This window comes from Burkholderia pseudomultivorans (assembly GCF_001718415.1).
GTDB classification, from domain to species: domain Bacteria; phylum Pseudomonadota; class Gammaproteobacteria; order Burkholderiales; family Burkholderiaceae; genus Burkholderia; species Burkholderia pseudomultivorans_A.
The window spans coordinates 1,217,456-1,240,941 of sequence record NZ_CP013378.1 but is presented as its reverse complement, the minus strand read 5'-3'; the positions used below and the strand labels follow the sequence as shown (position 1 = coordinate 1,240,941).

Sequence of the window (23,486 nt, the reverse complement as noted above, 5' to 3'; positions counted from 1 at the left end):
CATCGATTCAAAAAATTTGCTCAGTGGGTTCTGATAATTTGAATCAATTGAATCGGTAAATGCCGTAGCATGTGCATCAAACCGGTGTCATTTCTGACAGGGCATCAATGAATGAAGTCGTTTAAAAATTCCCATGATCCGGATTGGAACCCTTCACGTTTTTCTCGACCGGCGTGAAATTCGCGCGAACGGCAAGCTGCTGCGCGTCGGCAGCCGCGCATTCGAAATTCTCGAACTGCTGATTCGGGCGAACGGTGCATTGGTATCGAAAGACGAAATCATGCAGCGCGTGTGGCCGCACACGATCGTGGAGGAAAACAACCTGCAGGTGCATATCGCCGCGCTGCGCAAGGCACTGGGCGACGACCGCAACCTGATCATCACGGTGCCCGGGCGCGGCTACCGGCTGGTCGGCGGCCGGGTCGAAAGCGCCGCGCCCGTGCGTCCTGCGGCGTCGCGGCTGACGGCCGCGCCGACCGCGCTGGTCGGCCGCGAGCAGACCGTCGCCGAGGTGCTGGCCGCGGTCGACAGCGCGCGGATCGTGACGCTGGTGGGCGCGGGCGGCATCGGCAAGACGCGGGTCGCGCTCGAAGCGGCGATGCGGGCCGAGGCGAGGTTTCCGGATGGCGCCGCGTTCGTGTCGCTGGCCACCGTCGCGTGTCCGCAGTTCGTGCCGGACGCGCTGGCGGGCGCGTTCGGCATCGTTCAGCCGGCCGGCTCGCTGACACTCGACGCGGTACTGGATACCGTCGCGCATCGCCGGATGCTGCTGGTGCTCGACAATTGCGAGCATCTGCTCGACGCCGCCGCGCAGATCGCGACCGCGCTGACCGAATCCGACGCCGGCCTGTGCGTGCTCGCGACCAGCCGCGAGGCGCTGCGTGTCCAGGGCGAGCGGCTGTGTCCGATTCCGCCGCTCGAGGTCCCCGGCGAAGACGCGGGGGATGCCGAGATCCTGAACGCAAGTGCAGTGCAGCTGTTCTCGGCGCGCGTGCGCGCGGCCGACCCGCGCTTCCCGCTCGACGAACGCAGCGTGTCGCTGATGGCGGCGGTATGCCGGCGTCTCGACGGCCTGCCGCTCGCCATCGAGCTCGCGGCCGCGCGCGCCGCGGTGCTCGGCATCGATGTGCTGGCCGCACATCTCGACGACCATTTCAGGCTGCTGACCGGCGGGTTTCGTACCGCATTGCCGCGTCACCAGACGCTGCAGGCGATGTACGACTGGAGCTACCGCCTGCTCGGCGATTCGGAACGCCGACTGCTCCGGTGGCTCGGCGTGTTCCGGGACAGCTTCTCGATCGATGCGGTGCGCGATATCGTGGGCACCAAGGGCCTGTCCGATGCGGAACTGCTCGACTCGATCGGCAGCCTCGTCGCGAAGTCGCTGCTCAGCCTCGACGGCGCGCACGACGCGCCGCGCTACCGGCTGCTGACGACGACGCGTGCCTACGCGCTGCAGCAGCTCGAGAACAACGGTGAATGCGCGGCCGCGGCACTCGCGCATGCGAACTATTTCCTTGCGTTGTTCAGGCTCGCGTCCCGCGCCGGCAACGGCGGTGACGGGCCGCGCGCCGAATCGCGGCGCGAAGTGGTCCGGCGCGAACTCGGCAATCTGCGCGCGGCGCTCGACTGGGCGTTTTCGCCGAACGGCAATGCTGAGGTCGGCATTGCGCTGGCGGCGGTGGCGGTGCCATGCCTGTTCGACCTGTCGCTCGTGGACGAGTGTCGCGAACGGGCGCGCACGGCGCTCGACGCGATGCGCAATATGACGGACACGCGCGCACTCGTGGATGCGCGCGTGCGTCTGCTGGCCGCGTATGCCGCCGCGCTCGCGCATACCGCCGGGCCGCCGCAGGTCGCGCACGACGCATGGTCGGAAGTGCACGCGCTCGGGTTCGAGGGGGGCGAGGCCGAGCCGCCGCGCGAGCCCTGATCTCGCGCGGCCGCCGCGAGTTCAGAACGTTTCAGCTTGAACACAGGACGGCGTCGATTGGTACGTCTACATTGCATGCACGGGGACTATCGGTGCTTCGCGCGCGCATGCGGGCGGGCCGACATCGGCGCACCGTCGCCCGTCGAGGTGTCGCGACGCCCGCATGCCAGCGTGGGGTGCCGGTCGGCGCCTGGGTCGCCGCGGCGGCCTCGCACGTCAACCAACGATGACCGCATGAAACCTGTCCAGTCCGCCCTGATGACTTCCGATACGCTGCCGGCGCGCGCTCGCCGGCGCCGGTAACCCGCGCCATGCGATCGCTCGGACTTCCGGCCTGTCTCGCAACGCGCGTGCGACCTGTTTCGGCATGCTGAACCTGTCCGCCACGGTCGTTTACGGCGCACCGATCGTCGTTGCCGATCTCGCCGCATGGCGGCTGCTCGGGGCCGGCCGTTCGACGACGAAGGCGGTCTGGCGCTGCGTGTCGTTCGCCGCGTTGACCTATGTGCTGTTTGCCACCGGCGTGAGCCCGCTCGCGGTTCCGCCATCGCCCGACCGGTTCGACCGGCTGGCGATCCAGGCGATCGGCGTCGCGTGGTGGCTGCAGTGCGCGCTGGTGTTCAGCCTGATGCTGGACCGCCTGTTGTTGCCGCGCGCATGGCGTACCCAGCGGCTGTTTCATGACATCGCCGCCGGCATCGTGTTCGGCGCGGCTGCGGTGGCCGCGCTGGGCAACCTGCTGGGCCTGCCGCTGAGCGGCGTGGTCGCGACGTCGGGCGCGATGGCCGTGATCCTGGGCCTGGCCGTGCAGAACACGCTGAACGACGTGTTCTCGGGCCTCGTGCTGAATACCACCCAGCCGTTTCGGCTCGGCGATACGGTGGCCATCGGCGCTCTGGAAGGGCGGATCGTCGAAAGCAACTGGCGCGCGACCAAGATGATCGACAGCCTCGGCAACCTGGTCGTCGTGCCGAACAGCGCGGCGGCGAAGGCGACGATCGTCAACCTGAGCGAACCCGCGAGCGTGCACGGCGTGACGCTGACCATCGAGATCGATCCGGCGGTGCGGCCGGCCATCGTCGTCGACGCGCTCGACCGCGCTGCCGCCAGTTCGCTCGACGTGCTGACGAGTCCCGCGCCGGTCTCGGTCGTCAAGGCATTCAGGACCAACTCCGTCGAATATGAACTCGTCTGTTACGTCGACGCGCTCGAAAAAAAGTTGAGGGTACGCAACCGGCTCTACGATCTCGCCCACCGGCATCTGGCAGCGGCGGACATCGCGCTGCGCCCGCTCGGTGGGACGGGTGCAGCCCACCGGCCGGTATTACGCGGTCAGCGGCTGTTGCACGCGGTCGAGCTCTTCAGGCAGCTCGACGACGAGGATCTGGCGGTGCTGGCCGATGCGCTGGCGTCGCGCGTATTCCATGCCGGGGAGACGATCTATGCGTCGAATTCCGATGCGCGCCTGCTGACGATCGTCGGGTCCGGCGTTGCGTCGGTGTTCGTGCCGGCCGCGACCGGCGACAAGGAAGTCAGGCGAATGGCGCCGGGCGACGCGATCGGTCAGTCCGTCGTGCTGGCCGGCACGCAACTGCATGCGACGGTCTACGCGGTGACCACCGTGACGGCCTATCAGCTGAGCAGCCGCGACCTGTCGCCGCTGATTGCGAGAAAACCCGAGCTCGGGCGCCTGATGTGCGAATCGCTGACCGAGCACATCGCGACCGAGGAGCGGATGATGATTCCGCCGGCCGCGCAGGCGCATGCGTCGTTCAAGCTGATCGAGTGGCTCGAGAAGGAGATGAAGCGCCTTCACGAGTCGTTCGGTTGACGCGGCCGCAGCATGACGGAAGCGTGCGTGCCGATCGGTGCAATCGGCGTGCGCGGCTCGCGCGCGACGGCATCAGGCGAGCGCGGTGAACCGGTCGACGAGGTTGGGGCGCGCGAGCTGCTCGACCCACCAGTGCAGCGCGCGCCCGGCCTCGTCGCCGCGCCATGCGATATAGCAATGGGTCGTGTCGCGCATGCCGGTGACCTGGCGCGCGACGAGCTTGCCCTGCGCGATCGCGCGCGCCGCGATGCACTCCGGCAGCGTGCCGACCGCGAGCCCCTCGCACTGCGCGGCCAGCTTGGCGGCGAGCGTGGGCACCGCGAGATACGGCTGCCCGGCGTCGATGGCGATCGAACGCGGCTGCAGTTCGCGCGAGGTATCGCTGATCACGGCGCCCCGATACTCGACGACCGACGCCATCGACAGCGGCTCGGGCAATGCCGCGAGCGGATGATCGGGCGCGACGGCGAACACGTGTCTGAGCGTACCGATCGGCCGCGCAACGATGTCAGGCAGCTCCGGCGGCTCGCCGGCCGCGCCGACGACGAGATCCGCGCGGCGCGAAATCAGCGCGTCCCAGGTTCCGCCGAGCACTTCGGTGGACAGGCGCAAGCGCGTGTCCATCTCGAGTCCGTAGAACGTATGCACATACGGCCACAACGCTTCGAAGGGCAGGATCTCGTCGATACAGAGGCGAAGCTCCGTTTCCCAGCCTTGCTGGGCGCGCTGCGCCTTGAGTTCGAGTTGTTCGGCCGCATGCAGCAGCCGGCGGCCCTCTTCGACGACCACGCGGCCCGCGTGCGTGAGCTTCGCACGACGTCCGCTGCGGTCGAACAGCGCGACGCCGAGGTCGCCTTCGAGCTTTTGTACGAGGTAAGTCAGCGCGGACGGCACGCGATGCAGCAGCTCCGCGGCTTCGGCGAACGTGCCGGTTCGGTCGATCGCGTCCAGCGCTTCGAGTGCTTCGAATGACAGCTTCATGATGGATTCCACGATGGCGTCGGGCTGTCATGTTATCGCCACGCACCGCTTGGTCCAATACGATTCAGAATAATTCATCCCGCAGCGGGGCCGCAGGCGCCATGCCGCTTCGCGCCGATCGCAGCGTGCCACGCCCGCGAGTTCGGCCGGCCCGCCAGTCGCGCCCCAGCATTTCCGTTTCCTCGAATCGCCGAATTCGGTCGACGCGCGTCACACCGGCGTCGATCGACGCTTCTTCGCCGCATCGGATGCGTGGCCGCCCGGCAGCGGACCGAACATGTGCTGGCTGCACTGCGCGTCGCTCCACGCGGCCTTCAAGCGGATCCCCGACAGCATCCGGCGGGCGATCGGCAGAATCTGCTCGCCCGCGAGAATGCCGAGCAGGCCGGCCAGCGCGATGGTCGGCGGAGCCGGCGACGCCACCCCGATCACGAAGTAAACGAGGCCGGCAAGAACGCCGGCCAGCAGCGAAGAAATATACGCTTTCATAATTCGGCTATGAACGAATGACTACCGTGTGAAAAATACGAGCAAATACCGATCGGATTGCGATCTTGAAGTTGTTGTCTAGCGTATCAGGCCTTTTTCGGGCTGTTCATTAAATGGGATGTTTTTAAGAACTTTTAAGGAATTGCTTGGGCGATTTTATTCGTCGAGTTGATTGGTTGGCGATACCATAAATCCGCGTTTTGAATTGCAGCGGCCGGCAGGCAAACCTTCCGGCCCAGCGCGTTGGCCGCCTCCCGGATCGCCGGCGAGGCAGGCTCTCTATTTCCCCCGCGTCAAAGGACACGACCGTCATGAGCAATCCGAAGCTTGAAGTACTCACCCCCCATAACAGCCAGCTGATTTTCATCGATCAGCAGCCGCAAATGGCGTTCGGCGTGCAGTCGATCGATCGGCAGGTGCTGAAGAACAACGTCGTCGGGCTCGCGAAGGCGGCCAAGGTGTTCAATATCCCGACCACGATCACGACGGTGGAAAGCGAAAGTTTCTCCGGCCACACCTATCCCGAACTGCTCGACGTGTTTCCGAACCAGAAGACGCTCGAACGCACGTCGATGAATTCGTGGGACGACCAGAAGGTGCGCGACGCGCTCGCCGCGAACGGTCGCAAGAAGGTGATCGTGTCGGGGTTGTGGACGGAAGTCTGCAATACGACGTTCGCGCTCTGCGCGATGCTCGAAGGCGACTACGAGATCTACATGGTTGCCGACGCGTCGGGCGGCACGTCGAAGGACGCGCACGACTTCGCGATGCAGCGGATGGTGCAGGCCGGTGCGGTGCCGGTCACCTGGCAGCAGGTACTGCTCGAGTGGCAGCGCGACTGGGCGCACCGCGAAACCTACGACGCGGTGATGGCGATCGTGAAGGAACATTCGGGCGCCTACGGGATGGGTGTCGACTACGCGTACACGATGGTGCACAAGGCCGCGCCGCGCACCGCGACGCCGCACGAATCGATCCCGCCGGTCCCGGCGAAGTAACGCAGTCGTTGCGACCGTCGATGCCGATGCGACGTGCCCGATGCGGACACGCGGCATCGGCCGACCTGAATCGCGGGCGGCGGCGCGTGATCGATTCGCGGCTGCCGCTCGCGGCGCGATTGCCGGCGCGTACGACCTGCCTTCCTACCTGTCCGAGAAATGGATCGTATGGAACCTTATCTGGTTTCCCTTGGCGCGGGCTTGCTGATCGGTGTGATTTACAGCGCAATCAAGGTCCGCTCTCCGGCGCCGCCGCTGATCGCCCTTGTCGGGTTGCTCGGCATGGTGATCGGCGTGCAGGCCATTCCCGCCGTCAAACAGCTTTTTGGCTTCTGATCGAAACGAGGTGACGTTTATGACCGCAACCGAGTCCCAACCGGATCTGATCCTTCACAACGGAAGGTTCACGACCCTCGACCGTGCGAACCCGGCCGCGACGGCCGTCGCGATTGCCGCTGGCCGTTTCGTTGCGGTTGGCAACGACGCCGACGTGATGCCGCTCGCCGGTCGTGAGACCAGGATCGTCGACCTCGACGGCCGAACGGTGCTGCCCGGCCTGATCGACAACCACTGCCACCTGATTCGCGGCGGCCTGAACTACAACATGGAGCTGCGCTGGGACGGCGTGCCGTCGCTCGCGGTCGCGATGGAGATGCTGAGACGGCAGGTCGCGGTCACGCCTGCGCCGCAATGGGTGCGCGTGGTCGGCGGCTTCACCGAGCATCAGTTCGTCGAGAAGCGCCTGCCGACGATCGACGAGCTCAACGCGGCCGCGCCCGATACGCCCGTGTTCATCCTGCACCTGTACGACCGCGCATTGCTGAACGCGGCCGCGCTGCGCGTGGTCGGCTATACGAAGGACACGCCGGAGCCGCCGGGCGGCACGATCCTGCGCGATGCCGCGGGCAATCCGACCGGCCTGCTGCTCGCGAACCCGAACGCGACGATCCTCTACGCGACGCTCGCGAAGGGGCCGAAGCTGCCGTTCGAATACCAGTACAACTCGACGCGCCACTTCATGCGCGAGCTGAACCGGCTCGGCGTGACGGGCGTGATCGACGCGGGCGGTGGCTCGCAGAACTACCCCGACGATTACGAGGTGATCCGCAAGCTGCACGACGCGGGCGAAATGACGGTCCGCATCGCGTACAACCTGTTCACGCAGAAGCCGAATGCGGAGAAGGAAGACTTCGTGAACTGGACGAAGAGCGTCAAGTATCACGACGGCACCGATTATTTCCGCAACAACGGCGCGGGCGAGATGCTGGTGTTCTCGGCGGCCGACTTCGAGGATTTCCGTGTCGCGCGCCCGGACCTGCCGGCGCAGATGGAAGACGATCTCGAAGGCGTCGTGCGCGTGCTCGCGCAGAACCGCTGGCCGTGGCGGCTGCATGCGACCTACGACGAAACGATCAGCCGCGCGCTCGACGTGTTCGAGAAAGTCGACAAGGACATTCCGCTGGCCGGCCTGAACTGGTTCTTCGATCACGCGGAAACCGTCTCCGAGAAATCGATGGACCGGATCGCCGCGCTCGGCGGCGGCATCGCAGTCCAGCATCGCATGGCGTACCAGGGCGAGTATTTCGTCGAGCGCTATGGCGCGCAGGCGGCCGAGGCGACGCCGCCGGTCGCGAAGATGCTGTCGAAGGGGCTGAAGGTCTCGGCCGGCACCGACGCGACGCGCGTCGCGTCGTACAACCCGTGGGTGTCGCTCGCGTGGCTCGTGACGGGCAAGACGGTCGGCGGGCTGCGTCTGTATCCGCAGCGCAACCTGCTCGATCGCGAGACGGCGCTGCGCATGTGGACCGAGTACGTGACGTGGTTCTCGAACGAGGAAGGCCGGAAAGGGCGCATCGCGGTCGGGCAACTCGCCGACCTGGTCGTCCCGGATCGCGATTTCTTCGCGTGCGCGGCGGACGATATCGCCGGCACGACCGCATTGCTGACGGTGGTCGGCGGCAGGATCGTGTGGGGCGCGGGCCCGTTCGCGTCGCACGACGCGCCGATTCCGCCCGCGATGCCCGACTGGTCGCCGGTGCGCGAGTACGGCGGCTATGGCGGCTGGGGCGCGACGCAGCGCAACGGCGCGCCGCTGCAGCGCGCGGCGGCCGCGGCGATGTGCGGCTGCGCGACCGCGTGCGGGTTGCACGGGCATGCGCATGCGAGCGCGTGGAGCCGTGCGTTGCCGACCTCGGACGCGAAGGGCTTCTGGGGCGCGTTCGGCTGTTCGTGCTGGGCTGTCTGAGATGTCGACGACAACCGGCCAGTACAGCCCCGGATGGATCCGGGTCCTGCTTGCTCAGCCGTGGGTCGGCGCACTGGTCCGACTGGCGCTGGTATCCGCCTTTCTGATCGGCGGCGTCGACAAGGCACTGCACTTCGACGACGCGATCGCGGAGCAGGCGCATTTCGGCCTGCATCCGGCCGCGCTGTGGGCGGCGCTGGCGATTGTCGTCGAGATCGGCGGTTCGCTTTGCGTGGTGCTGCGCCGCTTCACGTGGCTCGGCGCCGGCGGCCTCGGCATGCTGACGCTCGTCGCGATGCTGGTGGCGAACGACTTCTGGAACCAGACGGGCGTCGCGCGCTTCATGGCGCTCAACAGCTTCTTCGAGCACCTCGGGCTGATTGCGGCGCTCGTCCTCGTCACCGTGCTGGGTGACGTTCAACGCGGGGAGGCGGGGCGCCGCGCCTGATCGCGGGTCCGGCCGGTCGAAACGGGACGCGGATTCAATCCCGAACCCGCCCGCGAGCATCGCGTGCACACATGCTCACGGGCGGCTTCGCCGCAACGCTCACTGCGCGGGTGCCGCCTCGTCCGCCGTCTCGCCGAGGAAGCCGCCGCTCTGGTGCGCCCACAGCGCCGCATAGATCCCGCCCGCCTGCAGCAATTGCTGATGCGTGCCTTCCTCGACGATGCGCCCTTCGTCGAGCACGATCAGCCGGTCCATCGCCGCGATCGTCGACAGCCGGTGCGCGATCGCGATCACCGTCTTGCCGCTCATCAACTGGTCGAGGCTGTGCTGGATCGCGACCTCCACTTCCGAATCGAGCGCGCTGGTCGCTTCGTCGAGCACCAGGATCGGCGCGTCCTTGAGCATCACGCGCGCGATCGCGACGCGCTGCCGCTGGCCGCCCGACAGCTTCACGCCGCGCTCGCCGACCTCGACGTCGTAGCCGCTGCGCCCGTGCCGGTCGCGCAGCTGCTCGATGAACCCGGACGCTTCCGCGCGCACGGCCGCATCGCGCAGCTCGCGCTCGGTCGCATCGGGGCGGCCGTACAGGATGTTCTCGCGCATCGTCCGGTGCAGCAGCGACGTGTCCTGCGTGACCATGCCGATCGCGGCGCGCAGGCTGTCCTGCGTGACGTGCGCGATGTCCTGCCCGTCGATCCGGATCGCGCCGCCGTCGACATCGTAGAAGCGCAGCAGCAGGTTCACGAGCGTCGACTTGCCGGCGCCCGAGCGACCGATCAGCCCGATCCGTTCGCCGGCGCGAATCGTCAGGTTCAGGCCGTCGAACACCGGCTTGTCGTTGTCGTCGTGCGAGAACTGCACGTTGTCGAACACGATCGTGCCGTGCCGTACCACGAGCGGCCGTGCATCGGGCGCGTCGACGACGCTGCGCACGCGGGTCAGCGTCGTGATGCCGTCCTGGATCGTGCCGACGTTCTCGAACAGCTCGGTCATCTCCCACATGATCCAGTGCGAATAGCTCGACAGCCGCAGCGCCATTGCGATCACGGCCGCGACGACGCCCGCGCTGGCCTCGCCATGCATCCACAGATACAGCGCGAGCCCGGCCGAGCCGACCAGCAGCAGCGTCGACAGCAGGTGGTTGACGATCTCGAACGCGCTGACGAGGCGCATCTGCGCATCGCCGGTGACCTTGAACGCTTCCATCGCGCGGCGCGCGTGGTCGGCTTCGCGCCGCGTGTGCGAGAACAGCTTCACGGTCGTGATGTTCGAATAGGCGTCGGTGATGCGGCCCGTCATCAGCGCGCGCGCGTCGGCCTGCTGGCTGCCGACGCGTCCGAGGCGCGGCACGAAATAGGCGCAGGCCGCGCCGTAGCCGAGCGCCCACAGCGCGAGCGGCACCGTCAGCCGCCAGTCGAAGCTGGCCGCGAGCGCGAGGATGCCGATCAGGTACGCGGCGACGCCGATCACGACGTCGACCGACATGAACAGCGCGTCGCGTACGGCGAGCGCGGTCTGCATGATCTTGGTCGTCACGCGTCCGGCGAATTCGTTCGCGTAGAACGACAGGCTCTGGTCGAGCATCAGCCGGTGAAACAGCCAGCGCAGGCGCATCGGGAAGTTGATTGCCAGCACCTGATGCTTGACCATCGTATGCAGCGCAATCAGCAGCGCGCTGCCCGCGAGGATCGCCGCAAAGCCGGCCAGCGCGCCGAAGTGCCGGTCGCCGAAATTCGCCGGCGTCGCGGACGACAGCCAGTCGACGACGCGCCCCATCATCGCGAACAGCGCGGCCTCGTACGCGGCGAGCGCGGCGGAGGTCAGCGCGATCAGCAGCAGCCAGCCGCGCGCGCCCTTCGTGCACGCCCAGACGAACGAGAAGAATCCCTTCGGCGGCGTGACGGGGTCTTCGAGCGGAAAAGTCGGCAGGCGCCGTTCGAACCACGAGTACATCGAGCTTTCTCCTGGAGGCGATCGGCCGGGCATGCGCATCGGCCCGACCGGAGCGGCGCTTGTTGCCGCATCGTTCGGCAGCGAGTGTCGCATTGATCGGGGGCGGCTGCTTGCCGGTTGCCTGCCGGCGCCGCGTCGGACCGGCGTGTTGCCCGATGCGGGTCGAGGGGACACCGAGGCGCCGCGAAAGCGGCGGCCCGTCCGCCCGGGCGTCGCACGGGGTGCCGGGTTCCCGCATTTTCCGCGGATCGGATTGAAACCGAAAAAACCGCTTGACTCTCTATCTACGAGTAGATAAAGTTCGATCCATGGAAACGACACCGACCGTCCGCGAACAGATTCTCGACCACGCGATCACGCTGATGATGCTGCGCGGCTACAACGGCTTCAGCTATCGAGACCTGTCCGACCTGGTCGGCGTGAAGACGTCGAGCATCCATTACTACTTCCCGTCGAAGGACGACCTCGTGCTGGAAGCGGTATCGGTGTACAGCGACGACGTGCTCACGGCGATGCGCGCGATCGATCCGGCGCTGCCGGCCGACGCGAAGCTGAGCCGGTATACGAAGCTGTTCGGCCGAACGCTCGGCGACGGCGACCGGATCTGCCTGTGCGGAATGCTGGCGGCCGATATCGAATCGTTGCCGGACACCGTGCGGCACGCCGTGCAGACGTTCTTCCGGGCCAACGAGAACTGGCTCGCGGAACTGCTGGCGCAGGGCGCGAAGGAAGGTACGCTGGTGTTCAGCGGCGATCCGGAAACGGCGGCGCGAACCTTGTACGCGGCATTCCAGGGCAGTGTGCTGGCGAGCCGGCTGTTTCATACGCGGGCGCGCCTGGAGGATGTCGAGGCAGTCTGGAAAGCGCGCGCCTGACAGGCCGCGCAAAAGCAGGGCGGTTCGCCGCCCTTTGTTTGGGCTTTGTTATCTATCTTGTGGTAGATAGATGATGCAAGGCGGGTGCATCGGGCACCTGCTTTTTTTGGGCATGTTTATCTATCTATGAGTAGATAAACAAAAGCTGTTCCACTTACTTGTCGAAAGGAGTCTGTTATGTCGATCGAAAAAGTGCTCTACCGTGCTCACGCAAAGGCAACCGGCGGCCGCGACGGCCGCGCCACGGTAGCCGAGAGCAACCTGGACCTGAAGCTGACCACGCCGCGTGAACTCGGCGGCGCCGGCGGCGCGGGCGCGAACCCCGAACAGCTTTTCGCGGCCGGCTACAGCGCGTGCTTCATCGGCGCGATGAAGTTCGTCGCGGCCCGCGACAAGATCGCGATCCCCGCCGACGCATCGGTCGACGGCAGTGTCGGCATCGGCGCGATCCCGAACGGCTTCGGCATCGAGGTCGAACTGAAGGTTTCGCTGCCGGGCCTCGACCGCGACGTCGCGCAGACGCTGACCGACCGCGCACACCTCGTCTGCCCGTACTCGAACGCGACGCGCGGCAACATCGACGTCACGCTCACGCTCGCCTGATTCACGACTGTCCGAACCGTCCATCGATTACCAAGGAGTCCATCATGAAGATCGTCAAGCCGCTGTTGATCGCCGCCGCCGCCGTCGCAGCCATTTCGTCCGCCGCACCGGCCGCGTTCGCCGCCGGCGCCGAATCCGTGCAGCCCGATGCGGTGACCAGCCGGTTCCTCGCGGCGCTGAACGGGCAGAAGGGCCCGGGCCTCGAGACGCTGAGCCCCGCGAAGGCACGGCAGGTGCTGGTCGATGCGCAGAACGGCGTGAAGGTCGACCTGTCCGGCATCGACGTATCGAACCGTACGATCGAGCAGGACGGCGTGTCGGTGCCGGTCACGATCGTTCGTCCGCAGGGCGCGACGGGCACGCTGCCGGTGTTCATGTTCATCCACGGCGGCGGCTGGGTGCTCGGCGACTTCCCGACGCACGAGCGTCTGGTGCGCGATCTGGTCGTGCAGTCGGGCGCGGTGGCCGTGTTCGTCAACTACACGCCGTCGCCGGAGGCGCATTACCCGGTCGCGATCAACCAGGCCTATGCGGCGACGAAGTGGGTGGCCGCGCACGGCGCGGAGATCGGCGTCGACGGCAGCCGGCTCGCGGTGGTCGGCAACAGCGTCGGCGGCAACATGGCAGCGGTCGTCGCGTTGATGGCGAAGGACAAGGGCGGCCCGGCGATCCGCTTCCAGGGCCTGATGTGGCCGGTCACGGATCACGACTTCAACACGGGTTCGTACAACGCGTATCAGCAAGACCACTTCCTGACGCGGCCGATGATGAAGTGGTTCTGGGACGCGTACACGAAGAGCGACGCGCAGCGCAACGAGATCTACGCGTCGCCGCTGCGTGCGAGCACCGCGCAGCTCAAGGGTCTGCCGCCGGCGCTGATCCAGGTCGCGCAGTTCGACGTGCTGCACGACGAAGGCGAGGCCTATGGGCGCAAGCTCGATGCGGCGGGCGTCGAAGCGACGACCACGCGATACGACGGCACGATCCACGATTTCGGCCTGCTGAACGCACTGGCCGACGATGCGCCGACCCAGGCCGCGATGAAGGCGATGGCCAACGAAATCGCGACGCGCCTGAAGTAAGGCGGTGGCGTCGGGCCCTTGCCGCGCAGCAATGCGGCAGGGGCGCGAGCATTCCGCCGGCGGGCCGATGGCCGCCGTTACTTACGACTGCAGGAACGTGAGCAGTGCGGCATTGATCGTCGGTGCGTCGACCACGCACATCCCGTGCGAGCCGCCCTCGATCACCTTGAACTGCGCGTTTTTCACGATCTCGGCGGACAGGCGCCCCGAATCGTCGATCGGCACGATCTGGTCGTCGTCGCCGTGCAGGATCAGCGTCGGCACGTCGATCTTCCTCAGATCGTCGGTGTAGTCGACTTCGGAGAACTCGCGGATGCACAGGTACTGGCCGTGAATGCCGCCCATCATTCCCTGTGCCCAGAACGCGTCGATCGTGCCTTGCGACACCTTCGCGTCGGGGCGGTTGAAGCCGAAGAACGGGATCGCGAGATCCTTGTAGAACTGCGAGCGATTGTCGGCGACGCCCTTGCGGATGCCGTCGAACACGTCGATCGGAAGGCCGCCGGGGTTGGCGGCCGTCTTCAGCATCAACGGCGGCACCGCACCGATCAGCACGGCCTTCGCGACGCGTTTCGTGCCATGGCGGCCGATGTAGTGCGCGACTTCGCCGCCGCCTGTCGAGTGGCCGACCAGCGTCGCATCGTGCAGGTCGAGCGCGTCGAGCAGCGCGGCGAGATCGTCGGCATAGGTGTCCATGTCGTTGCCTTGCGACGGCTGGTCCGAGCGTCCGTGGCCGCGCCGGTCGTGTGCGATCACGCGGTAGCCTTGCTGCAGCAGGAACAGCATCTGCGCGTCCCAGGCGTCGCCGCACAGCGGCCAGCCGTGCGAGAAGACGACCGGGCGGCCGCTGCCCCAGTCGCGGTAGTAGATCTGCGTGCCGTCTTTCGTGGTGATCGTGGTCATGACTTGCGCTCCTGGTGAGTTGTGCTGGCGATGGACGGCGACCGGTATCGCGCGGCGTGATGGCGACGCGACAGCGGCGTGACGACGGTGCGGCGCGGGCCGGCTTCGACGCCGCCCCGCGCAGACTGTTGAGCAGCATAGGCCGATCCGGCCGGGCCGGCCTGAATTCCGCCTGAAATTTCATGAAGGCGCCGCCGGGCCTGCGGGAGAGGCGCGCCGGACGGGCGACAGTCCGCTTCGGGCAACGACGCGCGACAGAACATTTCAGAACGCCGAGGGCCGTCGAGGCGCTACGCGGCTATCGTGAACCGACCGGGCCGCACGCGGCCCGCGCCGCCGGCATTATTGGTACGATCGCGCCTATCGTTCACGCCGGCCGCCGCGCGCAGGCCGGCCCGTCGGCCGCGCGGCGTCGCGGCCACGTTCAGGAGAAGCGCTTCATGCTGCAGGCGTTCGCGGTGTTGCTGACCTTCCAGTGTCTCGGGGAAGGCGTGTCCTATCTGTTCGGGCTGCCGGTGCCGGGCCCGGTGATCGGCATGCTGCTGCTGTTCGGTTTCGTGATGCTGCGGCCGCAGGTGGCCGAGGCGATCGAGCCGACCGCGCTCGAACTGCTGCGTCACCTGTCGCTGCTGTTCGTGCCGGCCGGCGTCGGCATCATGGTGTCGGCCGATCGCGTGCGCGGCGATGCGCTCGCGGTCGTTGTCGCGCTGGCCGTGAGCACCACGCTCGCGATCGCCGTGACCGCGCTCGTCACGCGCGCGCTGCTGCGTCGCCAGCGCCGCGCGGGCGCCGGCGTGGAGGGCTCGCAATGACGGCCTTTCCGAAACTCGGCGCGATCTGGGTCTATCTCGCCGCGAGTCCGCTGCTCGGCCTGACGATCACGCTGCTCGCCTATCTGTTCGCGCAGGCCGTCTATGCGAAGGCGCGCTTCAATCCGCTCGCGAACCCGGTGCTGATCGCGGTCGCGGTGATCGTCGTGCTGCTGACGGTCACGCATACGCCGTATCCGACCTACTTCGAAGGCGCGCAGTTCGTGCACTTCCTGCTCGGCCCCGCGACCGTCGCGCTGGCGTTGCCGCTTTACCGCCAGTGGTCGAAACTGCGACGCAGCGCGCTGCCGCTGCTGATCGGCCTGCTCGCGGGTTCGCTGACGGCGATCGTGTCGGCGGTCGGCATCGCCGCGCTGTTCGGCGCGTCGCATCAGACGATCGCGTCGCTCGCGCCGAAATCCGCGACGACGCCGATCGCGATGGCCGTCGCCGCCGAGATCGGCGGGATTCCGTCGCTGACGGCGGTGCTGGTGATTTCGACCGGGATTTTTGGCGCGGTGTGCGCACGTGGCATCCTCAATACGCTGCGCATCGACGAGCCGGCCGTGCGCGGCTTCGCGCTCGGCGTCGCGTCGCACGGGATCGGCACCGCGCGCGCGTTCCAGGTCGGCGAGGAAGCCGGCGCGTTCGCCGGGCTCGGGATGGGGCTGAACGGCGTGCTGACCGCGTTCGTCGTGCCGATCCTGCTGCCGGTGCTGTCGCGCTGGATCTGAATCGGGCCGGTCGCGGGTATTCCCCGACGGCTGCCGCGGGTTGCCCGATACGGACGTATGCGGGCCGTTATCGGGAGAATTCAGGAACGCACACGGACAAGCATGCGGCGATCGGCTAACGTTGCAACGGCGCCGTCATTGAGGCCGGCGCTGCTTGACCCACAACCAACAATCGACAAGGAGATCCGGCCATGAAGCAGTCTCGCGTGGTTTCGGTGGCAGTGGCGGTAACGGCGTCGTTCGGTCTGTTGTTGACCGCCGCGCCGGCGGCGTTCGCGCAGGACCAGACGGACGCGTCGGCGGCATCCGCGCCGACGCAGAAGCAGCTCGACAAGGCGAAGAAGAAAGCCGCGCGCAAGGCGGCGCGGGCGCGGCATGCGTCGGACCTGAAGGCGATCGGTACCGGCACCGGCTACCGGCTGACCAACGACCAGAGCAACTATCCGCAGAACGCCGTGCAGAAGCCGCCGGCGAAAGCGGCGCCGGCCACGCCGGCTTCGGGCCAGTAACGGCCGGAACGCGCGCGGGCGGACGGCGGCCTGGCCGGCGCCGTCCGCCCGCGCGTTTTTGTCGCGGCGGCTGCCGCGACGCATTCGAGGCCGCGCAGCAGCGCGGCCCGTGCGTTTACGACGCGAGCTTGCTCGCGAGTTCCGCGACGTGCTTGCCCTGGTAGCGCGCGATGTCGAGCTCGTTCGCGCTCGGCTGGCGGCTGCCGTCTGCGCCCGCGAGCGTGGTCGCGCCGTACGGCGTGCCGCCCGTGATCTCGCTCATGTTGACGAGCCCGCTGCATGCGTAAGGCACGCCCGCGATCACCATCCCGTGGTGCAGCAGCGTCGTGTGGAACGACGTGATCGTCGTTTCCTGGCCGCCGTGCTGCGTGCCGGTCGACGCGAACACGCTGCCGAGCTTGCCGACCAGCGCGCCCTTCATCCACAGGCCGCCCGTCTGGTCGAGGAAGGTGCGCATCTGGCCGGCCATGTTGCCGAAGCGGGTCGGCGTGCCGAAGATGATCGCGTCGTAATCGGCGAGCTCGTCCGGCGTGGCGACCGGCGCGGCCTGGTCGACCTTGATGCCGATCGCCTTCGCCTGGTCGGCGGGAATGGTCTCCGGCACGCGCTTGACCGTGACCTCGACGCCGGGCACCGATTTCGCGCCTTCCGCGACGTGCTGCGCCATCGTTTCGACGTGCCCGTAGGACGAGTAGTAGAGGACGAGTACCTTGGCCATGTTGCGAATCTCCGATTGAAAGGCCCCGCATCGGGCGGGGCCAGGTTTTCCGGGCGGGCGTTATGCCCACTCGGCCGTGACTTCGACCGGGCGCAGGTCGAATACCAGCACTTCGGCATCTTTGCCGTCGGCGAACGTCAGCGCCTGCTCGCCGCGGATGCGCGCGCCGTCGCCTTCGCCGAGCGTCGTGCCGTTGACCGTCACGCTGCCGCGTGCGACATGCACGTACGCGAAGCGGTCCGGCGCCAGCTCGAGCGTCGCGCGCTCGTCGCCGTCGAACAGGCCCGCGTAGATCCGCGTGTCCTGGCGGATCTTCAGCGAACCGGCGTCGCCGTTCGGCGACACGACGAGCGCGAGCTTGCCGCGCTTGTCGTCGGCCGCGACATTCGTCTGCTGATAGCGCGGCTCGGCGCCTTTCTCGGCCGGCCCGACCCAGATCTGCAGGAAGTGGACCGGCGTGTCGTGCGAGTGGTTGAACTCGCTGTGACGCACGCCGGTGCCGGCGCTCATCAGCTGCACGTCGCCCGGCACGATCACCGAGCCGGTGCCCATCGAATCCTTATGCTCCAGCGCGCCTTCCAGCACGTACGACAGGATTTCCATGTCGCGGTGCGGGTGCGTGCCGAAGCCGCGGCCCGGCGCGACGCGGTCGTCGTTGATCACCAGCAGGTCGGAAAAGCCGACCTGCTTCGGATCGTAGTAGTTGGCGAACGAAAACGTGTGGCGGGAGCTGAGCCAGCCATGCTCGGCACGGCCACGTTGGTTTGCTGCACGGGTCTCGATCATGATGGTGTCCTTGATGTCGCCTCGCCTCGGAATGGGTTCGGCGCTTCGTTGACATGCATCGTAGGTCAATCTATTTGACAAATAAATGGCTATGGAGATAATCACCGTCACATCGAGGTGGACAATATGGAACTCAACGATCTCCGGATCTTCGTCGCGACGGTCGACGCGGGCAGCTTCACGGCGGCGGCCGACCAGCTGATGCTGTCGAAGCAGTTCGTCAGCCGGCGCACGATGGCGCTCGAGGCGTCGCTCGGCGTGCGTCTCCTGCATCGCAACACGCGCAATCTCGCGGTCACCGAATCGGGGCAGGAGTTCTATGCGCGCGCGCAGCGGATCCTGGCCGAGGTCGCCGACGCCGAGCAGGCGATGTCGGTGCGCAGCACCGAACTGCACGGCTCGCTGAAGATCAGCGCGCCGCTGTCGTTCGGGATCACGCATCTGTCGCCGCTGATCGCCGAGTTCCTGTCCGCGCACCCGGCCGTGCGGCTCAACCTCGACCTGACCGACCGGCGCGTCGACCTGATCGGCGAAGGTTTCGACCTCGTGCTGCGGATCGGCGCGCTCGAGGATTCGACGCTGATCGCGCGGCCGCTCGGCGCGTGGCGGATGATCGCGTGCGCGAGCCCGGCCTACCTGAAGCGGCACGGCGCGCCGGCGACGCCGGCGGAGCTCGCGAACCACACCTGCCTGCTGTACGGGCGCGAACGGCGCGTCGGCTGGGAGTTTCGCGTCGACGGTGCGGCGCGCACCTTCGACGTGCAGGGGCCGCTGGTCGCGAACAACGGCGAAGTGGTGCGCGACGCCGCGATCGCGGGCCTCGGCATCGCGCTGCTGCCGCATTTCATCGTCGGCGGGGCGCTCGACGGCGGCGCGCTGGTGCCGGTGCTCGACGCGTATGCGCCGGCGCCGATCACGCTGAACGCGGTGTTCCCGCAGCACCGCGAAGGCTTCGTCACGCTGCGCACCTTCATCGGGTTTCTGGCCGAGCGGTTCGGGCGCGCCGCGTAACGGGCCGCGCGCGGCGCGCCGCGTCGCCATCCGTCGCTGGTCCAAACGATTCCCCGTGTCTGGCACTATCCCGCGTCTTTTTGTCTTCGAATACTGGCCTCGACGATTTCGCGCGGCCCCGTCGTGCCCCATCGCGGCCGCGCACCCGCATCGCTGTTCCGGACGAATCCATGATCGAGGAGGCGCGCATGCTCAGGTATCTGATCGGCATCGGTATTCCGTATCTCGGCGTATTGGGCGTGCTGCCGTGGGTCGCGTCGCAGGATCGCTACGTGCTGGGCGTGCCGTTCGTCTTCATGTGGATCTTCGCGTGGTTCGTGCTGACCTCGGGCTGCCTGTTCGCGTGCTGGATGCTGTTCGACCGCCGCGCGAGCGGCGCATAGCCGGCGTTGCTTCGCGGTGCGCCGGCCGCGGCCGTTTTCCGGCGACTCCCTCGTTCCCGTCCTTCCGCAGAGGTGCGCATGTCAACGGTCGTTTTCGCCGCGCTGATCGCGCTGTCGCTCTACCTCGCGCTGCGTTCCCGTCGCGGGCACGGCAAGCAGAGCGTGCATGACTTCTTCGTCGCGTCCGGCCAGTTCGGCACCGCGCTGCTGTTCTTCCTGACCGCCGGCGAGATCTACAGCATCGGCACGATGGTCGGCTTTCCCGGCGGCATCTACGCGAAGGGGCCGACCTATGGCGTATGGTTCCTCGGCTATATCCTGCTCGCCTACCCGATTGGCTATTTCATCGGCCCGAAGATCTGGGAGGCCGGCCGCCGTCATCGCGCGATCACGCTCGCCGACCTGTTCAAGGGGCACTACGGCAGTCGCGCGCTCGAACTGATCGTTGCGCTCGCATCGATCCTGTTCCTGATCCCGTGGGGGCAGATGCAGTTCACGGGGCTGGCCGCGGCGCTCAAGGGGCTCGGCTGGCACGTCGAGCCGCTGTACCTGATCCTGGTATGCGCGGCGCTCGCGTTTACCTATATCGCGATCTCGGGCGTGCGCGCGTCCGCGTATATCGCGATCCTGAAGGACACCCTGATGCTGCTTGCGATCGTCGTGACGGGCGTGGCCGTCGCGTGGAAGGTGGGCGGCGTGCATCCGGTGTTCGACGCCGCGAGCCGGCAGGTCAGCAACACGATGACCGCGCCGCAGCTGCGCTTCTCGATGAGCACGATGCTGTATCAGTCGCTCGGCTTCTACATCATGCCGTTCGCGGTGCAGGGCTTCTTCACCGCGCGCGGACCGAACACGATCCGCCGCACGCAGGTCGCGATGCCGCTGTACATGCTGATGTATCCGTTCCTGGTGGTCGCGTCGTACTACGCGATCACCGCCAACCTGAAGCTCGCGTCGCCGAACGACGCGTTCTTCGCCGCGGTCGTGCATTTGCTGCCCGGCTGGCTGATCGGCCTCGTCGCGGCCGGCGCCGCGCTGTCGGGGCTGCTCGTGCTCGCCGGCATCTGTCTCGCGATCGGGCCGATCGTCACGCGCAACCTGATGCCGAACCTGCCCGAGACGCGCCAGAAGCGCGCGGCCAAATACGTGATCGTCGGCTATCTGCTGCTGTCGATCACGACCACGCTGCTCACGCCGAACCTGATGCTGACGCTGATCAACACGACCTTCTACGGCATCACGCAGTTCCTGCCCGGCGTGCTGATCCTGCTCGCGCAGCGCCGCGTGCGGCCCGCCGCAGTGGCTGCGGGGATGCTGTGCGGGCAGGCGCTCGCGATGCTGTTCTATCTTTTCCATGTCGATTTCGGCGGGATCAATATCGGCCTCGTGTGCCTGATCATCAACGTGCTCGTCGTCGCGGCCGTGCACGGCATGCTGCGCGGGCGTCCGGTCAAGCGTTACGCGGTGTCCTGACGCAGCGCCGATGCGTCGTACCGAGGGAGTCCAGTTCATGCAGGCAGTCGCACATCCGCTCGCGCCCGTGACGATCTTCACGGCGCGCCGCATCCTGACGATGAATCCCGCGCAGCCGGCGGCCACCCATGTCGCCGTGCGCGACGGCCGCATCCTCGCGGTCGGCGACGCCGCCGATGCAGCGGCATGGCGCGCGCAGCACGGCGCATGCACGACCGACGACACGCTGCGCGACAAGGTGCTGATGCCGGGGCTCGTCGAAGGGCATTGTCATCTGATGGAAGGCGCGATGTGGGATGCGGTGTACGTCGGCTACTACGACCGGCGCGGGCCGGACGGCACGCTATGGCCGGGCCTGCGCTCGCTCGACGCGGTGCTCGACCGGCTCGCCGCGGCCGAGCGCGCGATGACCGACGACGGGCCGCTGCTCGCGTGGGGCTTCGATCCGATCTTCTTCGGCACGGCGCGACTGACGGTGCGCGAGCTCGACCGCGTGTCGGCGCGCCGGCCGATCGCGATCCTGCATGCGAGCGTGCATCTGATGAACGTGAACGGCGCGATGCTCGCGCAGGCGGGCATCGACGAGGACACCGACATCGACGGCATTACGCGCGACGCCGACGGGCGCCCGACCGGCGAGCTGCAGGAGTTCGCGGCGATGTTCCCGGTCTATCAGACGATCGGCGGCAAGCTGGCGATTTCCGCGAGCGAGAAGCCGCACGCGATTCGCAACTTCGGCCGCGTCGCGCAGCTCGCGGGCGTGACGACGGCCACCGATCTCGTCAACGACCTGTCGCCCGATGGCAATCGCACGCTGCGCGACGTGACCGACGATCCCGACTATCCGGTGCGGATCGTGCCGGCATTCGCGCCGCAGCGCAATCCGGCCCGCGGCGCCGACAGCGTGCTCGCGGCGATCGGGCGCAATACCGACAAGCTGCGCTTCGGGCCCGTGAAGTTCATCGTCGACGGGTCGATCCAGGGCTTTACCGCGCGCGTGCGCTGGCCCGGTTATGCGGGCGGCCAGCCGAACGGGCTGTGGCTGATTCCGCCCGCGCAGCTTGTCGACGCGTTCGAGCCGTTCCATTGCGCGGGGCTGCAACTGCACGTGCATACCAACGGCGACGAAGCGACCGAGGTCGTGCTCGACGCGATGACGACGCTGCTCGCGCGCCACCCGCGCCCCGATCATCGCCATACGCTGCAGCATTGCCAGATGGCCGACGCCGCGCAGCTCGCGCGCGTCCGTGCGCTCGGCCTGTGCGTGAACTTCTTCGCGAATCATCTGTACTACTGGGGCGATGCCCATTACAGCCAGACCATCGGCCCCGATCGCGCAAACCGGATGAATCCGGCCGGCTCCGCGCGGCGGCTCGGCGTGCCGTTCGCGCTGCATTCGGACGCGCCGATCACGCCGCTCGATCCGCTGTTCACCGCATGGTGTGCGGTGCGGCGCGAAACCGCGTCGGGCCGCGTGCTCGGCGAGGGCGAAAGGATCGGCGTCGACGATGCGCTGCGCGCGATCACGCTCGGCGCCGCCTATACGCTGAAGATGGATCATCTGGTCGGCAGCATCGAGGTCGGCAAGTTCGCGGATTTCGCGGTGCTCGACGACGATCCGTCGGCATGTGCGCCCGAGCGCCTGAACGCGCTGACGGTATGGGGCACCGTGCTCGGCGGGCGTGTGTTCCGGTCGCCGCGATGAGCGCGCCGCTCGCGATGCGGCTCGCGCCGATCGATCTCGCGGTGGTCGGCGGCTATCTCGGCGCGGGCAAGACGACCGTCGTCAACGCGATCCTGCAGGCGCCGCACGGCCGGCGCATCGCGGTGCTCGTCAACGATTTCGGCGCAGTGAACATCGACGCGCGGCTCGTTCTCGCGCGCGGCGACGACCTGATCGAACTCGACAACGGCTGCATCTGCTGCACGATCGGCGGCGCGCTCGTCGATGCGCTGACGCGTGTCGCGACGCGCGGCGCGCGTCCCGATCTGCTGCTCGTCGAAGCGAGCGGCGTGGCCGACCCGGCGAAGATCGCCCAGATCGGATTACTGAACGGCGCGTTCCGGTTGACCTCGGTGCTGGTCGTCGCCGATGCGCTCGCGTTGCCGGACACGCTGGCCGATCCGCTCGTCGGCGCGATGGCACAGCGACAGCTGGATGGCGCGAGCGCGGTCGTCGTGACCAAGCTCGACCTGCTCGCGCCCGCGCAGCGCGACGCGGCGCTCGCCGGCGTGCGCGCGCATGCGCCGACCGATATCGTCGTCGCGGCGACGCACGGCGCGATTCCGCTCGCGCTGCTGTTCGATGCGGCGGTGCCGGATCGCCGGACGACGCTGCGCGTCGCGCGCGGGCACCGGCCGATCGGCAGCGACACGATGCCGGCGCTCGCGAGCACGACGATCGCGGTGCCGGACGTGCTCGACAAGGCACGCTTGCGCGCGTGGCTGAAGGCGTTGCCGCGCACGATCCTGCGCGCCAAGGGCATCGTCCGCGTCGCGGATGCCGACGGCGTCGCGCTGCGTGTATGCCAGCTCGCGGCGGGGCGAACCCGGTTCGCTTCGATCGAGGACGAAGGACCGACCGAGCCGCCGGGCGTGATGGTATTCATCGGGATCATCGACGCGTCGACCGACGCGATGCTGCGCGACGGACTCGCGCAATGCGGGACGATGGCCGGCAGCTTCGAGACAGCATCGAACGTCGATTGATCGACGCGATGCG

General features: G+C 67.6%; 23 protein-coding genes. 17 read left to right on the top strand and 6 right to left on the bottom strand.

The genetic code is table 11. From position 1 onward, the window contains the following. Positions 1-133 precede the first annotated feature (133 nt). Both WS57_RS18155 and WS57_RS18150 read left to right on the top strand, forming a co-directional pair. The gene (locus WS57_RS18155; RefSeq protein ID WP_059605272.1) at positions 134-1,933 is read left to right on the top strand and encodes a winged helix-turn-helix domain-containing protein; all 1,800 of its coding nucleotides are present in this window, start codon (positions 134-136) and stop codon (positions 1,931-1,933) included. A gap of 367 nt (positions 1,934-2,300) precedes the next feature. Continuing rightward, a complete protein-coding gene (locus WS57_RS18150; RefSeq protein ID WP_059513644.1) occupies positions 2,301-3,764 on the top strand; it encodes a mechanosensitive ion channel family protein in 1,464 nt (487 codons plus the stop codon). Between the two features lie 72 nt (positions 3,765-3,836). Here WS57_RS18150 and WS57_RS18145 read toward each other — a convergent pair whose 3' ends face one another. Together WS57_RS18145 and WS57_RS18140 are read right to left on the bottom strand one after the other, a co-directional pair. Continuing rightward, complete coding sequence (locus WS57_RS18145) at positions 3,837-4,745, bottom strand: LysR family transcriptional regulator (RefSeq protein WP_059513646.1); 909 nt, start codon at positions 4,743-4,745, stop codon at positions 3,837-3,839. A 210-nt stretch (positions 4,746-4,955) separates the two neighbouring features. After that, on the bottom strand, positions 4,956-5,234 hold the full coding sequence (locus tag WS57_RS18140; protein WP_009692707.1) for a XapX domain-containing protein: 279 nt from the start codon (positions 5,232-5,234) through the stop codon (positions 4,956-4,958). A 311-nt stretch (positions 5,235-5,545) separates the two neighbouring features. Here WS57_RS18140 and WS57_RS18135 point away from each other — a divergent pair, with 311 nt between their 5' ends. The 4 genes from WS57_RS18135 (at position 5,546) to WS57_RS18120 (ending at position 8,925) form a co-directional block, all read left to right on the top strand. Continuing rightward, complete coding sequence (locus WS57_RS18135) at positions 5,546-6,232, top strand: hydrolase (RefSeq protein WP_059513649.1); 687 nt, start codon at positions 5,546-5,548, stop codon at positions 6,230-6,232. Between the two features lie 168 nt (positions 6,233-6,400). Beyond that, positions 6,401-6,568: a DUF1427 family protein gene (locus WS57_RS18130; RefSeq protein WP_009692709.1), complete on the top strand. Its 168-nt coding sequence runs from the start codon at positions 6,401-6,403 to the stop codon at positions 6,566-6,568. Between the two features lie 19 nt (positions 6,569-6,587). Continuing rightward, the gene (locus tag WS57_RS18125) at positions 6,588-8,477 is read left to right on the top strand and encodes an amidohydrolase (protein ID WP_059513652.1); all 1,890 of its coding nucleotides are present in this window, start codon (positions 6,588-6,590) and stop codon (positions 8,475-8,477) included. A gap of 1 nt (position 8,478) precedes the next feature. Beyond that, positions 8,479-8,925, top strand: coding sequence for a DoxX family protein (locus WS57_RS18120; protein WP_059513656.1), 447 nt, complete (start codon positions 8,479-8,481; stop codon positions 8,923-8,925). 99 nt (positions 8,926-9,024) lie between these two features. On the opposite strand, the gene WS57_RS18115 is transcribed toward WS57_RS18120, so the two are convergent. Continuing rightward, a complete protein-coding gene (locus WS57_RS18115) occupies positions 9,025-10,878 on the bottom strand; it encodes an ABC transporter ATP-binding protein (protein WP_059605275.1) in 1,854 nt (617 codons plus the stop codon). A 308-nt stretch (positions 10,879-11,186) separates the two neighbouring features. Between WS57_RS18115 and WS57_RS18110 the strand changes: the two genes are divergently transcribed. The 3 genes from WS57_RS18110 to WS57_RS18100 all read left to right on the top strand — a co-directional run bounded on the left by WS57_RS18110 (position 11,187) and on the right by WS57_RS18100 (position 13,438). Further along, positions 11,187-11,753, top strand: a complete 567-nt coding sequence (locus tag WS57_RS18110) for a TetR/AcrR family transcriptional regulator (protein WP_009693721.1) — start codon at positions 11,187-11,189, stop codon at positions 11,751-11,753. 177 nt (positions 11,754-11,930) lie between these two features. Next, positions 11,931-12,356, top strand: coding sequence for an organic hydroperoxide resistance protein (locus tag WS57_RS18105; protein ID WP_069244663.1), 426 nt, complete (start codon positions 11,931-11,933; stop codon positions 12,354-12,356). Positions 12,357-12,400: 44 nt separating this feature from the next. Continuing rightward, positions 12,401-13,438, top strand: coding sequence for an alpha/beta hydrolase (locus tag WS57_RS18100; protein WP_069244662.1), 1,038 nt, complete (start codon positions 12,401-12,403; stop codon positions 13,436-13,438). 81 nt (positions 13,439-13,519) lie between these two features. Here WS57_RS18100 and WS57_RS18095 read toward each other — a convergent pair whose 3' ends face one another. Next, the gene (locus WS57_RS18095; protein ID WP_069244661.1) at positions 13,520-14,341 is read right to left on the bottom strand and encodes an alpha/beta fold hydrolase; all 822 of its coding nucleotides are present in this window, start codon (positions 14,339-14,341) and stop codon (positions 13,520-13,522) included. A gap of 440 nt (positions 14,342-14,781) precedes the next feature. Between WS57_RS18095 and WS57_RS18090 the strand changes: the two genes are divergently transcribed. The 3 genes from WS57_RS18090 (at position 14,782) to WS57_RS18080 (ending at position 16,393) form a co-directional block, all read left to right on the top strand. Further along, positions 14,782-15,153, top strand: coding sequence for a CidA/LrgA family protein (locus WS57_RS18090; protein ID WP_069244660.1), 372 nt, complete (start codon positions 14,782-14,784; stop codon positions 15,151-15,153). After that, a complete protein-coding gene (locus tag WS57_RS18085; RefSeq protein ID WP_009693727.1) occupies positions 15,150-15,884 on the top strand; it encodes an LrgB family protein in 735 nt (244 codons plus the stop codon). Before WS57_RS18090 ends, WS57_RS18085 begins: the two co-directional genes overlap by 4 nt. 191 nt (positions 15,885-16,075) lie before the next feature. Beyond that, the gene (locus WS57_RS18080; protein ID WP_059605281.1) at positions 16,076-16,393 is read left to right on the top strand and encodes a hypothetical protein; all 318 of its coding nucleotides are present in this window, start codon (positions 16,076-16,078) and stop codon (positions 16,391-16,393) included. A gap of 115 nt (positions 16,394-16,508) precedes the next feature. On the opposite strand, the gene wrbA is transcribed toward WS57_RS18080, so the two are convergent. Both wrbA and WS57_RS18070 read right to left on the bottom strand, forming a co-directional pair. After that, positions 16,509-17,111, bottom strand: coding sequence for an NAD(P)H:quinone oxidoreductase (wrbA, locus tag WS57_RS18075; protein ID WP_059513665.1), 603 nt, complete (start codon positions 17,109-17,111; stop codon positions 16,509-16,511). Between the two features lie 60 nt (positions 17,112-17,171). Next, positions 17,172-17,897, bottom strand: coding sequence for a pirin family protein (locus WS57_RS18070; RefSeq protein ID WP_009692386.1), 726 nt, complete (start codon positions 17,895-17,897; stop codon positions 17,172-17,174). A 126-nt stretch (positions 17,898-18,023) separates the two neighbouring features. Between WS57_RS18070 and WS57_RS18065 the strand changes: the two genes are divergently transcribed. The 5 genes from WS57_RS18065 to WS57_RS18045 all read left to right on the top strand — a co-directional run bounded on the left by WS57_RS18065 (position 18,024) and on the right by WS57_RS18045 (position 23,473). Then, the gene (locus WS57_RS18065) at positions 18,024-18,908 is read left to right on the top strand and encodes a LysR family transcriptional regulator (protein ID WP_038455189.1); all 885 of its coding nucleotides are present in this window, start codon (positions 18,024-18,026) and stop codon (positions 18,906-18,908) included. A 188-nt stretch (positions 18,909-19,096) separates the two neighbouring features. Beyond that, positions 19,097-19,291 (top strand): DUF3311 domain-containing protein, encoded by a 195-nt coding sequence (locus WS57_RS18060; protein WP_009692389.1) that lies wholly within the window; start codon positions 19,097-19,099, stop codon positions 19,289-19,291. 78 nt (positions 19,292-19,369) lie between these two features. Then, on the top strand, positions 19,370-20,764 hold the full coding sequence (locus WS57_RS18055) for a sodium:solute symporter family protein (RefSeq protein WP_060253865.1): 1,395 nt from the start codon (positions 19,370-19,372) through the stop codon (positions 20,762-20,764). 37 nt (positions 20,765-20,801) lie between these two features. Further along, a complete protein-coding gene (locus WS57_RS18050; protein WP_009692391.1) occupies positions 20,802-22,469 on the top strand; it encodes an amidohydrolase in 1,668 nt (555 codons plus the stop codon). Beyond that, the gene (locus tag WS57_RS18045; protein WP_069244659.1) at positions 22,466-23,473 is read left to right on the top strand and encodes a CobW family GTP-binding protein; all 1,008 of its coding nucleotides are present in this window, start codon (positions 22,466-22,468) and stop codon (positions 23,471-23,473) included. Before WS57_RS18050 ends, WS57_RS18045 begins: the two co-directional genes overlap by 4 nt. Positions 23,474-23,486: the final 13 nt, after the last annotated feature.